9 protein-coding genes and 2 pseudogenes are annotated in these 14,239 nt (G+C 42.8%); 6 read left to right on the top strand and 5 right to left on the bottom strand.

Going from position 1 to position 14,239, the window contains the following annotated elements; genetic code table 11:
- Nucleotides 1–79: 79 nt before the first annotated feature.
- The 4 genes and pseudogenes from NXM86_RS09055 to NXM86_RS09040 form a co-directional block, all read right to left on the bottom strand.
- Nucleotides 80–370: pseudogene (locus NXM86_RS09055) on the bottom strand (C39 family peptidase); the annotation flags it as partial.
- 9 nt (nucleotides 371–379) lie between these two features.
- Entirely contained in the window at nucleotides 380–1,258 is an 879-nt protein-coding gene (locus tag NXM86_RS09050; protein ID WP_498958960.1) for an IS982-like element ISGth1 family transposase, read from the bottom strand.
- Between the two features lie 67 nt (nucleotides 1,259–1,325).
- A complete protein-coding gene (locus NXM86_RS09045; protein WP_498959020.1) occupies nucleotides 1,326–2,435 on the bottom strand; it encodes a recombinase family protein in 1,110 nt (369 codons plus the stop codon).
- A complete protein-coding gene (locus tag NXM86_RS09040) occupies nucleotides 2,372–2,620 on the bottom strand; it encodes a hypothetical protein (protein WP_498958959.1) in 249 nt (82 codons plus the stop codon). The genes NXM86_RS09045 and NXM86_RS09040 overlap by 64 nt, the downstream gene beginning before the upstream one ends.
- A 186-nt stretch (nucleotides 2,621–2,806) precedes the next feature.
- Between NXM86_RS09040 and NXM86_RS09035 the strand changes: the two are divergent.
- From NXM86_RS09035 to parC, 4 genes and pseudogenes are all read left to right on the top strand, one after another.
- Nucleotides 2,807–4,923, top strand: a pseudogene (locus tag NXM86_RS09035) (thioredoxin domain-containing protein).
- Nucleotides 4,924–5,003: 80 nt separating this feature from the next.
- Nucleotides 5,004–5,423 (top strand): CoA-binding protein, encoded by a 420-nt coding sequence (locus tag NXM86_RS09030; protein ID WP_015863861.1) that lies wholly within the window; start codon nucleotides 5,004–5,006, stop codon nucleotides 5,421–5,423.
- A gap of 147 nt (nucleotides 5,424–5,570) precedes the next feature.
- The gene (parE, locus tag NXM86_RS09025; RefSeq protein WP_015863862.1) at nucleotides 5,571–7,541 is read left to right on the top strand and encodes a DNA topoisomerase IV subunit B; all 1,971 of its coding nucleotides are present in this window, start codon (nucleotides 5,571–5,573) and stop codon (nucleotides 7,539–7,541) included.
- Complete coding sequence (gene parC, locus NXM86_RS09020; RefSeq protein ID WP_498958958.1) at nucleotides 7,541–9,985, top strand: DNA topoisomerase IV subunit A; 2,445 nt, start codon at nucleotides 7,541–7,543, stop codon at nucleotides 9,983–9,985. The genes parE and parC overlap by 1 nt, the downstream gene beginning before the upstream one ends.
- A gap of 37 nt (nucleotides 9,986–10,022) precedes the next feature.
- Here the strand turns inward: parC and NXM86_RS09015 are convergent, their stop codons facing one another.
- Complete coding sequence (locus NXM86_RS09015) at nucleotides 10,023–10,727, bottom strand: MerR family transcriptional regulator (RefSeq protein ID WP_062754050.1); 705 nt, start codon at nucleotides 10,725–10,727, stop codon at nucleotides 10,023–10,025.
- 266 nt (nucleotides 10,728–10,993) lie between these two features.
- Between NXM86_RS09015 and treP the strand changes: the two genes are divergently transcribed.
- Nucleotides 10,994–12,409 (top strand): PTS system trehalose-specific EIIBC component, encoded by a 1,416-nt coding sequence (gene treP / locus NXM86_RS09010; RefSeq protein WP_015863865.1) that lies wholly within the window; start codon nucleotides 10,994–10,996, stop codon nucleotides 12,407–12,409.
- Nucleotides 12,410–12,526: 117 nt separating this feature from the next.
- Entirely contained in the window at nucleotides 12,527–14,218 is a 1,692-nt protein-coding gene (gene treC / locus NXM86_RS09005) for an alpha,alpha-phosphotrehalase (RefSeq protein ID WP_089097615.1), read from the top strand.
- Nucleotides 14,219–14,239 lie beyond the last annotated feature (21 nt).

The raw sequence follows: 14,239 nt of genomic DNA, 5'->3' as shown, positions 1-14,239 counted from the left end.
AGATTAAATTATTGTTTGACATTAATAGGAGTCAAATTACATTTTGAAATAAAAAAGACAAGCCACTACCTATAACCGGTTAATTGCGGTTATAGGTAATAGCTTGTTTGCCCATTTGTATCCAAGCTTGAATAAATTCAGACTTAGGTGCTTTTTTATTTTTCGTACCTGTCAATGGGTCATTAAAATAAATATATTTCTCATCATATACAGTGATTAACACGGAATGCTCCCGGTATGTTATTTTTATAGGGCCTTGCGGGGTCTGCCATTCCATAAATTCAGACGGAGGGAGTACACGAAAGGTTGTGTTGGTAATAACCCAAACTGGGGTACCTTTAGACAAATATTTATATATACCCGTGGTGCTAGTTGAGTTTTAACACTCAACTAGCCCAAGAACAACAAGGGAGTAAGCCAGTAAAATACCATCCAGTGCCGTTTCAAATCCAGAAATCGAGTTCGCTCGAATCTCGGTGATCCGATACGAATCGACTAAAATCGAAAACACGGTTTCAATCACTTTGCGTTTTCGTTTCATCCACTGTTTCCATGCGTCGGATTGGAGAATTCGCTGATTTTTTCGAACGGGCGTCCAAAAAGCGACTCGATGCTCTTCGTACAGCTTCTTTTGCAGTTTTTGGCTGATGTACCCTTTGTCACCTAGGTTATATGGATGTGGAATTTGCGTCATGACGGTTTCAGCGGCCACCCGGTCGTGACAAGACGCTTCAGTGACGACATATCCCATCGGAAGCCCTTGGTCGGTGGCCTGCAGATGAAGTTTCAACCCATAGAAAGCGATCTTTTTCGAAGCACAATAGCCAATATCCGCAATTCCACGAAACCGTTTGGCGCGATACATTCGGGATGAATGACACAGCTCGATCGGCAAACTGTCCACGACCGCATACGCATGGTGTTGTCCACGCTTGGCCAGCTGGTGCCGCATCCACTTGATCGCAAAGCCAAGCGCTCGGCAGCGACGGTTGTATCGAGAACGTTCAGGGAACAAGTCCTTGGAAAACAAATTCCCGATCACAAACCGGTGCCAAGCCCGTTCGGAAGTGAAGCCTAACAACTTTCCAAGGACATGGACGGCGATGATGACCTCGTCCTTCTGTTTCAACAAATGAAGATTTCGACGTTGAAGATGAATCTGGATACTCGATAGTTGAGCTGATACAAAACACAAAATCGATACATATTGTTTTTGAAGTTTGGCTCGATCTGTTGTAAAATGAAAGTGCTCTTGCATGTGAATTCTCCTTTTAAATGTTTGGTCGCACTTTCATTTTAAGGAGATCCTCATGCAAGGGCTATTTTTATGCTTGTCTGATTTTATCTAGCACCACGGGTTTAATTTCATTTAAATATAGTAAGAGTTCGTTTTCGATTGCTTCAAGTAAGATATCAGCATCGATTCCGGGATGACCACATTGATTACCAAATGGATCGGTTTTCTGGCACTTTACCACGTAACACTTTAACCCTTTGGTTACAGTTTTCTTATAATTCATTCTCATCGAATAGCCGCATTTACTACACTTTATTAGTCCTGATAAGGCATAGACACCATTTCTAGCGCGTTTTGGAATTTTCTGTTTTGCATTTTTAATTGCTAACATTCGTGAGTGTTCTTCTAAAGTTTTTATTGCTGTATGGCAATTCTCAACAATAATCCATTCATCTCTATCCTTAATTTCTAAAGGTTTAGCGGGCTTATTTTTATGACCACTTCCACTAGTTTTTCCATAGATGATTCTCCCTAAATGAATCTCACTAAAAATCACACGCTCAACTTTAACTTCGGACCAATATTTACCTCTGTTTGTTTTTATACCCATTTTATTAACTTTAACAGCAATGTCTTTTAAGGACGTTCCATTTAAATATTCTTCTACCATCATTCTGTAGATCGGGAGTTTTGCCTCATCAACTACTAAACTTTTTGTATTTCTATCATAAAAGTATGGAAAAGGGGGTACACCGTTTGTCCATCTACCTCTTTTTGCACCCCTAATTTTTCCTGCTTTTAGCCTACCCTTTATTAAACGGTATTCATGTTTCGCCATTAATGCATCCATGTCATTAGCCAATTCTTGGTTCTCATCATTGTAATCAAGGACTTTTTGTGGGGTAATAACGACAGTATTAGAAGCTTTAAAAGCTTTTCTGATTTCACCTACATCCGCCCAATCTCCACGTCCTAATCTATCAGGATGAATCACTAAAACGGCATCGTATACACCGTTTTTAACTTCGCGTAACAGTTTTTTTAATTCAGGTCGAAATTCAATACTGTCACTAGTACCAATTTCCTCATAAATTACATATTTGAGATTATATTTTTGGGCTAATTCTACTAGTTCTAAACGATGATTCGCAAGGACATCCTCTTCACTTTTATCATCTCTACTTTTACGTAAATAAATAGCAACAAATTCAATGGAAAGAGCGTTTTTTTATGGTTTTTATCACTTTCCTTTTCTAAATAGGCACTTAAAGCCAGAGAAAAATTTTTAATAGAACTTAAAGTTGGTTTATTAGAAATGATTTTTATTTTGTATCCAGACTTTGATGTTATAGTCTTTTCTTGCTTTTTGGTTAAATTAATCATCTTTGTATCACCTCTGAATAATTTCAAAGATGATACCAGCGCTTTTTTGATATTCTAAGTTCTTGATTAAAAGTTATTATTTTCAGAATATTCTCAGGTGAAATTTAGAAGTAAGTATGGTAATATTCCTTTTAGTTTGAACCAATAATGAAATAATGAAAAAAATTCAAAAGGAAGTGTTGAGAGATGTCAGTACATGAAAAAAAATACACGAATCGATTAATTCATGAAAAATCACCTTACCTTTTACAACATGCGCATAATCCAGTTAATTGGTTTCCGTGGGGACCTGAAGCTTTCCAAAGAGCCAAAAGGGAAGGTAAGCCAGTGTTCGTGTCTATTGGCTATTCCTGACCCTTCGGGGTCAATAGATGAAGATGAAAGTGAGGATGCTTATATCTACATGTCATTGGTGCCATGTAATGGCGCATGAGAGCTTTGAAGATGAAGAAGTTGCCACGATCTTAAACGAAAAATACATATCCATTAAAGTGGATCGCGAGGAACGTCCGGATATTGATTCCATTTATATGCGCGTCTGCCAAATGCTAACGGGGCATGGCGGCTGGCCGCTTAGCGTGTTTTTGACGCCGGAGGGGAAGCCGTTTTACGCGGGAACGTATTTTCCAAAACACAGCCGGTACGGCCGTCCTGGTTTTATTGACGTATTGACACAGCTATATGACAAATATAAGGAAAATCCAAGTGAAATTACGAGGGTTGCCGAACAAATAACAAAAGAGCTCGAACAGTCCGCGCACGCTTCGGGAACGGAGCGGCTGTCTCTCGAGTCGATCGAAAAGGCATATCGGCAGCTTTCGAATAGTTTTGATGCAGTATATGGAGGTTTTGGCGGTGCGCCAAAATTTCCAATTCCGCACATGCTCATGTTTTTAATGCGTTATTACCAATGGAAGCGGGATGAGCGTGCGCTGATGATGGTGGAAAAAACGTTAAACGGCATGGCCAACGGCGGCATTTATGACCATATCGGTTACGGGTTTGCCCGCTATTCGACCGATGCGATGTGGCTTGTGCCGCACTTTGAGAAAATGTTGTATGATAACGCGCTTTTAGTCATCGCATATACGGAAGCGTATCAATTAACGAAAAATGAACGATATAAGGAAATTGCGGAACAAATCATTGAATTTGTCAAGCGGGAAATGACTTCTAATGACAGCGCTTTCTATTCAGCGATTGACGCCGATTCGGAAGGGGTGGAAGGAAAATATTACGTATGGACACCCGATGAAGTGATGAACGTGCTCGGCACCGAACTTGGCGAATTGTATTGTGATGTGTATGATATTACTGAAGAAGGAAATTTTGAAGGAAAAAACGTGCCAAACCTCATTCATACGAGAATGGACCGCATCGCAAGACGATATCGTCTGACGGAAGAAGAGCTCTGCGAAAAACTCAAAGAAGCGAGACAGAAGCTGTTTGCCGATCGTTCGCTGCGTGTTTATCCGCATGTTGATGATAAAATATTAACAGCTTGGAATGCGTTAATGATTGCCGCGCTGGCGAAAGCAGCAAAAGTATATGAACGCCGCGACTATTTACAGATGGCAAAGCAGGCGCTTTCATTTATCGAAACCAACCTTTTTCAAGACGGTCGGCTGATGGTGCGCTATCGCGATGGGGAAGCGAAGCATCTTGGCATTATCGACGACTATGCCTATCTTATTTGGGCGTATATCGAAATGTATGAGGCGACGCTGGAGTTGTCATATTTGCAAAAAGCGAAAGCATGTACGGAGCAAATGATCGACTTGTTTTGGGACGAAGAGCACGGTGCGTTTTTTATGACTGGAAGCGACGCGGAGGCGCTCATCATTCGGGAAAAAGAAATTTACGATGGCGCGTTGCCATCGGGAAATAGTGTTGCCGCGGTGCAACTGATTCGTCTAGCAAAGCTGACAGGTGATTTTGCGCTATTGGAAAAAGCAGAAACGATGTATAAAGTCTTCCAGCGTCAAGTCGAAACGTACGAAAGCGGTCATACGTTTTTCTTGCAAGGATTGTCGCTTCTTGAGGCTCAAACCGTCGAAGTCGTTTTGTTTGGAAAACAAGGCGATGAAAAACGAGAGTATTTGATTCAGCAATGGCAGCACACATTTGCGCCAGACGTTTTTCTGTTGGCGGCGGAACACCCGGCTGATGTGGCAGACATCGCTCCGTTTGCGGCAGAGTATGAACCGCTTGGGGAGGAAACGACCGTGTATGTGTGCGAAAATTTTGCCTGCCAACAACCGACGACGGATGTGGAATCCGTTGCCGAGCAGTTGTTTGAATGATCTTTTTGTAACCGCTAGCAGGATTCTGTTTATTCATGAAGAAATAGTACGACAAAGATTAAACAAAGGAGAGAGGGCTTATGCCAATTACAAATCCAAGTCGAGAAGAAATCCGAGAAATTTTGCAAAAAGCAAAACGCATCGCCGTTGTTGGATTATCAAACAATCCGGAACGGGAGTCATACATGGTGGCGAAAGCGATGAAAGATGCCGGCTATGAAATTATTCCCGTCAACCCGATGATCGAGGAATGGGAAGGCATTAAAGCAGTAAAGAAATTAACCGATATTGACGGGCATGTCGATATTGTCAATGTATTTCGCCGTTCCGAGCATTTACCGGAAATCGCCCGCGAATTTGTGCAAATTGATGCCGATGTATTTTGGGCGCAGCTTGGCGTCGTCAATGAAGAAGCTTATGAATTTTTAAAAGAAAAAGGATATACGGTCGTGATGGATCGCTGCATTAAAGTAGAACACGCGCTAACGAAACAACATTAAACGGAATCGACCATCTTTTTAGATGGTCATTTCCATTTTTAGAGGGAATTTTGTCGGAAACGGTAAAATAAGCGTAGACGCTGACGAATTTTATGTTACAATAAAACAGAAACAAATGTTCTTGTTTTTGTTGAAAGGGGAATGCATGTGACAAAACAATCCGTATATGAATATAACGATGATGCGATTCAAGTATTAGAAGGACTCGAAGCGGTGCGGAGGCGGCCGGGAATGTATATTGGCAGCACCGACAGCCGCGGTCTGCATCATCTTGTCTATGAAATTGTCGACAACTCCGTCGATGAAGCGTTAGCGGGGTACGGAAATTATATTCTCGTAAAAATACATAAAGATAACAGCATTACCGTACTTGACGAAGGGCGCGGCATGCCGACGGGAATGCATAAGCTTGGCAAGCCGACGCCGGAAGTGATTTTAACGGTTTTACATGCCGGCGGCAAATTCGGGCAAGGCGGGTATAAGACGAGCGGCGGCTTGCACGGAGTCGGCGCATCGGTCGTCAACGCTTTGTCGGAATGGCTTGTGGTGACGATCCATCGTGACGGTTTTATCTATCAACAACGTTTCGAGCACGGAGGAAAACCGGTTACAACACTAGAAAAAATCGGGACAACCAACAAAACAGGCACAATCATTCAATTTAAGCCAGATCCGACCATTTTCAGCACGACAACGTTTAACTACGAAACGTTAAGCGAACGTTTGCGCGAATCTGCGTTTTTGTTAAAAGGGCTAAAGATCGAGCTCATCGATGAGCGGACCGGCATGCGCGATGTGTTTTATTATGAAAACGGGATTGAGGCGTTTGTTGAATATTTAAATGAAGACAAAGATGTTCTCCATCCTGTCGTTTATTTTGAAGGGGAGCAAAACGGCATTGAAGTCGAATTTGCTTTCCAATTTAACGACGGCTATTCGGAAAACGTGCTTTCGTTCGTGAACAACGTGCGCACCAAAGACGGCGGCACGCATGAAGCGGGCGCCAAAACGGCGATGACACGAGTGTTTAATGAATATGCGCGTAAGATGGGGCTGTTAAAAGAAAAAGATAAAAACTTGGAAGGATCGGATATTCGCGAAGGGTTGTCCGCCATCATATCGGTAAGAATTCCGGAACACCTGTTGCAGTTTGAAGGGCAGACGAAAGGAAAACTAGGAACAAGCGAAGCCCGTTCAGCCGTTGATGCGGTCGTATCGGAACATTTAACATACTTTTTGCAAGAAAACCCTGATATTAGCACGATGCTGATCAAAAAAGCCATTCGGGCATATCAAGCGCGGGAAGCGGCGCGAAAAGCGCGCGAGGAAGCGAGAAGCGGGAAGAAGCGAAAAGGAAAGGAAACGGTATTAAGCGGAAAATTGACGCCGGCGCAATCGCGCAATCCGAAGAAAAACGAATTATATTTAGTCGAAGGGGATTCGGCAGGCGGTTCGGCGAAACAAGGGCGCGACCGCCGTTTTCAGGCGGTATTGCCGCTGCGCGGAAAAGTGATTAACACAGAAAAAGCGAAGCTTGCCGACATTTTGAAAAACGAAGAAATCAATACGATTATCCACGCGATCGGCGGGGGAGTCGGACCGGATTTTTCGCTTGATGACATTAACTATGACAAAGTGATTATTATGACGGACGCGGACACGGACGGCGCGCACATTCAAGTGTTGCTTTTAACGTTTTTCTATCGGTACATGCGGCCGCTCATCGAAGCGGGAAAAGTATATATTGCTCTGCCGCCGCTATATAAAATTAGCAAAGGCACCGGAAAAAAAGAAATCATCGAATACGCGTGGACGGATGAACAATTAAAAGAAATCGTGAAAAAGTTCGGCAAAGGTTATACCATACAGCGCTATAAAGGGCTTGGCGAAATGAACGCCGATCAATTATGGGAAACGACCATGAATCCAGAAACACGCACGCTTATTCGCGTGCGGATTGAAGATGCGGCCCGGGCGGAGCGCCGCGTAACAACATTGATGGGCGATAAAGTCGAACCGCGCAGAAAATGGATTGAAGCAAACGTCGCATTCGGATTAGAAGACGACCCAAATATTTTAGACAATGAGCATGTATTTGTTGCAGGAGGGGATTATTGATGGCAGAAAGGTTGCTAGATTTGGCGCTTGAGGATGTGCTTGGCGACCGCTTTGGCCGCTATAGTAAATATATTATTCAAGAGCGCGCGCTTCCCGATGTTCGGGATGGGTTAAAGCCGGTGCAGCGCCGCATTTTATATGCGATGTACATCGATGGAAATACGGCGGACAAACCGTTTCGCAAAGCGGCAAAAACGGTCGGGAACGTCATCGGAAATTTTCATCCGCATGGAGATTCGTCCGTCTATGATGCGATGGTGCGGATGAGCCAAGATTGGAAGCTGCGCAATGTATTAATTGAAATGCATGGAAATAACGGAAGCATTGACGGCGATCCGCCAGCAGCGATGCGGTATACCGAAGCGCGCTTGTCGGCGATTGCCTCGGAATTGCTGCGTGATATTGAAAAACAGACCGTCGATTTTGTCCCGAACTTTGATGATACGACGAAAGAACCGGTCGTGCTGCCGGCGATGTTTCCGAATTTATTAGTCAACGGCTCTACCGGCATTTCGGCGGGATATGCAACCGAAATTCCGCCGCACCATTTAGGCGAAGTGATTGATGCGGTGATTATGCGCATCGACAAGCCGAACTGCACCGTCGATGAGCTGATGACGGTGCTGCATGGCCCTGATTTCCCAACCGGCGGCATTATTCAAGGGAAAGACGGCATTAAAAAAGCGTATGAAACGGGAAAAGGAAAAATTATTATTCGCGGAAAAGCGGTGATTGAACAAGCAAAAGGCGGGAAAAAGCAAATTATCATCACGGAGCTTCCGTATGAAGTGAATAAAGCGAATCTTGTTAAAAAAATAGATGAGCTTCGTTTCGATAAAAAGCTAGACGGCATTTCCGATGTTCGCGATGAAACGGACCGCACCGGACTACGCATTGTGATTGAACTAAAAAAAGATGCCGATGCGGAGGGAATTTTAAATTATTTATATAAAAATACCGATTTGCAAGTACCGTACAATTTTAATATGGTCGCCATTCATAAACGTCATCCGAAACTGCTAAGCCTTCCAGAACTGTTGGACGCATACATTGAGCATCGAAAAGAGGTCGTGACGAACCGCTCGCAATATGAGTTGAAAAAAGCGCATGAGCGCCAGCATATTGTCGAAGGCTTAATGAAAGCTTTATCGATTTTAGATGAAGTGATCGCGACCATTCGTGCTTCCCGTGATAAGCGCGACGCCAAAGACAACTTAATGGCGAAATATGAGTTCACCGAAGCACAAGCGGAAGCGATTGTATCGCTGCAACTATATCGATTAACGAACACAGATATTACCGCATTAAAACAAGAAGCGGAACAGTTGGAAAAAACGATTCAAGAACTGACCGCTATTTTAAATGATGAAAAGAAATTGCTTGCGGTGATTAAAAAAGAATTAAAAGCGATGAAGAAGCAATATGCCGATGAACGAAGAACGGCAATTGAAGATGAAATTGAAGAAATTAAAATTAATTTGGAAGTGATGATTCCAGCAGAAGACGTGATTGTCACGGTGACGAAAGAAGGATATGTGAAACGAACGAGCTACCGTTCATACAGTGCTTCGAACGGTCAGGACTTCGGCATGAAAGAATCTGACCGGCTGCTTTCGCTAATGGAAATGAACACGACCGATGTGCTGTTGTTGTTTACTCGCCAAGGAAATTACTTGTACTGTCCTGTTTATGAACTGCCAGATATTCGTTGGAAAGATGTCGGTCAGCATATTTCCAATTTGATCCCGCTCGATCGGAATGATGAAATTATTGCCGCTGTTCCTGTCAAACAGTTTGATGACTCATTAAGCCTTATTTTTGTCACCAAACGAGGCATGGTGAAACGAACGGAGCTGGCGCAATATAAAGTCCAGCGGTATACGCGCCCGCTTGTCGCGATGAATGTAAAAGAAGATGATGAAGTCATACACGTCTACGTGACGGATGGACAACAAAGCCTATTGCTTGTAACGAATCAAGGATACGGATTATGGTTTGATGAAGCGGAAATAAGCACGGTTGGCGTGCGCGCTGCTGGTGTGAAAGGAATTAATTTAAAAGAAGGAGATTATGTTGTTTCCGCTCATCCAATCGGGAAAGAAGAGCACATGTATTTAGTGATCGCGACACAACGGGGAGCCGTGAAAAAAATGCCGTTAAGTGAATTTGAAAAAACATCGCGCGCTAAACGTGGAGTTGTCATGCTTCGTGAGTTAAAAACAAATCCGCACCGCATCGTCGCTTCTGTTTTAACGGAAGGGGACGATGATGTATTGTTTATTCGCACCGAGACGGGCGTAACCGAGACGATTTCCACCGCTTCGCTGCGCACTGCAGATCGTTACAGCAATGGCTCCTTTATCATCGATAGTGATGAAGCGGGGGCCATCATGGATATATGGAAACAACCATCTAACATGTTAGGAAAAGAGGAGATGGAATAAGTCAAAAAACAACTCGGCAAATATGCCGAGTTTTGTTTTACCAAAATTTCCACCACTTATTCGAACGCTTCGTGTCAGTGTTAGCCGCTGCTTGGCGGAAGGAAACAACGAGCTCGCGAAACGCTTTTTCGCGCTCCATGATTTGTTCTTCATAGAGCTTTCGTTCTTGTTCCCGCTTCGCTTTTTCTTCCTGTAAAAATGTAACGACGTTTTCGAGATGTTCATGAATTTCTTCCGTTTCTTGCTGCAATGTTTTTGTATATTGCGTTAGTGAGTCATGGATTTCTTGTTTGGTAGATACGGAGTTTTCGCGAATTTCGTCCACGTATAACTTCATTTCTTTCATTGCTTGCTCTAACACTTCCGTCGTTTCTTTTTTGAGCTCGCCAACGATTTCCTCTTTCATTGTCCTCGCCACTTGTTCGGCTATGTAATAAGTATCATGGCGTAAAGGGCGCGGAATATCAATCACCTCTCCTTCCATTACCGTTGTTTCCAATCCAACATTTTGTTTCTGTTGTTCTGCCTGTAAATATTGAATGATCTCTTGTTTCGTTTTTTCCTCAGCAAACCATTGTTTAATTTTTGCAAATTGCTCCAGTAATGCATCATTATAAATGCGTGCCCCCTGTTTTGTCCGCGGAATTGTAATGTATTGTGCAAATTCTTTTTCCCATTCTTTTAAGATTCGCGGAGCGACTTTCACTTTTTTTGCCGCTTCCTTTAGTGTGTATGATTTCATCTTGTTTTGTTCATCCTTTCTCTATCAAAATCGCTATATATTTATTTCCAAATCAATCATTTATTTTCCTGCTAATTTACAAAATATAACAAAAGAAGTGATAGTTAGAGAAAAAGTAACAAAAAATGTCGAAAATAAATGTTGACGAACTTGTATATACAGGTTAGAATAAAATTGACTTGTATATACAAGTTTTTTTGAAAACGATTCCTGAAAGCGGTTAAATGAATTTCGTTTTTTAGAAAAAAGATCGGGGAGGTTTCCTTATGGGGGCATATGAACAATCGGTTGCTAAAATTGTCGAAGCAATTGGTGGAAAAGAAAATATTGTTGCCGCCACCCATTGTGTCACGCGTTTGCGTTTTGCGTTGAAAGATGAGGGGAAAGTCGATAAAGAGAAATTAGAAAGCATTGATATTGTAAAAGGTTCATTTTCCGCGAACGGTCAATTTCAAGTAGTTATCGGACAAGGGCTTGTCGATAAAGTATATAACGAAATGGTGGAAATGACCGGCATTGGAAGAGCGACAAAACAAGAGATTAAAGATGCGGCAGAAGCGAAGTTAAATCCGCTGCAACGCGCTATTAAAACATTAGCAGATATCTTTATCCCGATTTTGCCGGCGATTGTGACAGCTGGTTTGTTGATGGGGATTAACAACATCTTAACGGGTCCGGGTATTTTTTATGAAGGCAAATCGTTTGTCGAAGTGCACAAAGAATGGGCAGATCTTGCTAGCATGATTAACCTTATTGCAAATACGGCGTTCGTCTTCTTGCCTGGCTTAATCGGATGGTCGGCAGTGACAAAGTTTGGCGGAAGCCCGCTTTTGGGAATTGTCCTCGGTTTGATGCTTGTCCATCCTGATTTGTTAAATGCATGGGGATGGGGAGCAGCGAAAGAAAAAGGGGAAATTCCTATTTGGAATTTATTCGGATTTGAAGTGCAAAAAGTCGGATATCAAGGCCAAGTGCTGCCGGTGCTTGTAGCGTCTTATGTACTTGCGAAAATCGAGCAATTTTTACGCAAACGTATACCGGATGCATTTCAATTGTTGCTTGTTGCACCGCTTGCGTTATTAATTACGGGCTTTTTAGCATTTATTGCAATTGGACCGATTACGTTTGCGATCGGAAATGCGATTACAAATGTATTTGTCAGCATTTTTGATAACGTTCCAGCGATTGGTGGCTTTTTGTATGGGGCATTATACGCACCGCTCGTTGTTACGGGAATGCATCATACGTTTTTACCGGTCGATTTGCAGTTGATTGCAAGCACAGGTGGTACGTTCTTATGGCCGATCCTTGTCATGTCAAACGTTGCCCAAGGTTCTGCGGCATTAGCAATGATGTTTGCTGCAAAGGATGAAAAGTTAAAAGGTCTTTCTTTCACCTCCGCAGTATCTGCTTATCTTGGCATTACCGAACCGGCGATGTTTGGGGTAAACTTGCGTTTCCGTTATCCGTTCATTTCGGCGATGACGGGTGCGGCGATTGCCGGAATGTTTATTACACTAAATAAAGTCATCGCTCCATCGATTGGCGTTGGCGGTTTGCCAGGGTTTTTATCGATCGTACCGCAAAAGTGGGCACCATTCTTTATCGGAATGGCAATCGCCATTATCGTACCGTTTGCCTTAACGTTTGTATTCAGCAAGTTCCGTAAAGAAAATCGATAACGGATATGTAATTATAAAACTATGTTCTAAATAATCAATTTAACATGCCATTGGTGAACGTTCGCCAATGGTATCGTTTTTATCTTTTATCTATAATAGAACGAGGTGATAGCGACAATGAAACAACAGCCATGGTGGAAAAAAGCAGTCGTATATCAAATTTATCCAAAAAGCTTTAAGGATACAAACGGTGATGGAATCGGTGATTTGCAAGGAATTATCGAAAAGCTCGATTATTTGAAACTGCTTGGTGTGGATGTGATTTGGCTGACGCCGATTTACAAGTCACCGCAGCGTGACAATGGTTATGATATTAGTGACTATTTTCAAATTCATGATGAATATGGCACGATGGAAGATTTTGATCGATTGTTAGAAGAAGTGCATCGGCGCGGCATGAAGTTGATCATGGATATGGTTGTCAATCATACGTCTACGGAGCATGAATGGTTTAAGCAGGCACGTACATCGAAAGATAATCCGTATCGTGATTTTTACATTTGGCGGGATCCAAAGCCGGACGGAAGTGCTCCAACGAACTGGCAGTCGAAGTTTGGCGGTTCGGCATGGGAGTACGATGAGAAAACAGGGCAATATTATTTGCATTTATTTGACGTGACACAAGCGGATTTAAACTGGGAAAACGAAGAGATGCGCCGCCGCATTTATGACATGATGCATTTTTGGTTCCAAAAAGGAGTGGACGGGTTCCGTTTAGATGTTATTAACTTGCTATCGAAAGATCAACGATTTCTTGACGATGACGGTTCGGTGCCGCCGGGCGACGGCCGCAAGTTTTACACCGACGGACCGCGCATTCATGAATTTTTGCAAGAGATGAACCGGGAAGTATTTTCGAAATACGATATTATGACGGTCGGGGAAATGTCATCCACAACGATTGACCATTGCATCAAATATACAAATCCTAATCGCCGTGAGTTAAATATGACGTTTAATTTCCATCATTTAAAGGTCGACTATCCGAACGGGGAAAAATGGGCAGTCGCCGATTTTGATTTTCTTGCACTAAAGCGAATTTTATCGGAATGGCAAGTCAAGATGCATAAAGGCGGCGGCTGGAATGCGCTCTTTTGGTGCAACCATGACCAGCCGCGGATTGTATCGCGGTACGGCGATGATGGAAAATATCATAAAGAATCAGCGAAAATGCTGGCAACGGTCATTCATATGATGCAAGGGACGCCATATATTTACCAAGGAGAAGAAATTGGCATGACCGACCCGAAATTCGAGCGGATTGATGATTACCGCGATGTTGAGTCGCTCAATATGTACCGCATTTTGCAAGAACGAGGAAAAAGTGAACAAGAAGTGCTTGAAATTTTAAAACGGAAATCGCGCGACAATTCGCGGACGCCGATGCAATGGGACGACAGCGAACATGCCGGATTTACGACAGGCACGCCTTGGATTCGCGTTGCCCCGAACTATAAACAAATTAACGTGAAAAAAGCGCTGGAAGATCCGACATCAGTTTTCTATCATTATCAACGGCTTATTCAACTTCGCAAGCAATATGACATTATTACAACTGGAGATTATCAGCTGTTGCTTGAAGATCATCCAGATATTTTCGCTTATTTGCGAAATGGAGAAAATGAAAAACTGCTTGTTGTGAATAATTTTTACGGAAGAGAAACGACGTTCATATTGCCTGATGACGTCGATGTAAGCGGCTATTCGAGCGAAATATTGCTTTCTAACTATGATGATTCATCAAGCGATTTTCGGACAATATCGCTTCGCCCGTACGAATCGATTGTTTATTACTTGACCAAATCGTGATACAATACATGTCGGTGAGCG

It is taken from the genome of Geobacillus sp. CX412, assembly GCF_027942335.1.
Classification (GTDB): Bacteria; Bacillota; Bacilli; order Bacillales; family Anoxybacillaceae; genus Parageobacillus_B; species Parageobacillus_B toebii.
The sequence above is the reverse complement of the archived record's forward strand: the minus strand, read 5'-3'. Positions and strand labels throughout refer to the sequence as shown.

What these genes read in the sequence shown, in the direction of transcription:
- NXM86_RS09015 (WP_062754050.1), bottom strand. Translation starts at nt 10,727, where the DNA reads ATGAAATCATACACACTAAAGGAAGCGGCAAAAAAAGTGAAAGTCGCT.
- NXM86_RS09040 (WP_498958959.1), bottom strand. Translation starts at nt 2,620, where the DNA reads ATGATTAATTTAACCAAAAAGCAAGAAAAGACTATAACATCAAAGTCT.
- parC (WP_498958958.1), top strand. Translation starts at nt 7,541, where the DNA reads ATGGCAGAAAGGTTGCTAGATTTGGCGCTTGAGGATGTGCTTGGCGAC.
- treC (WP_089097615.1), top strand. Translation starts at nt 12,527, where the DNA reads ATGAAACAACAGCCATGGTGGAAAAAAGCAGTCGTATATCAAATTTAT.
- treP (WP_015863865.1), top strand. Translation starts at nt 10,994, where the DNA reads ATGGGGGCATATGAACAATCGGTTGCTAAAATTGTCGAAGCAATTGGT.
- NXM86_RS09050 (WP_498958960.1), bottom strand. Translation starts at nt 1,258, where the DNA reads ATGCAAGAGCACTTTCATTTTACAACAGATCGAGCCAAACTTCAAAAA.
- NXM86_RS09030 (WP_015863861.1), top strand. Translation starts at nt 5,004, where the DNA reads ATGCCAATTACAAATCCAAGTCGAGAAGAAATCCGAGAAATTTTGCAA.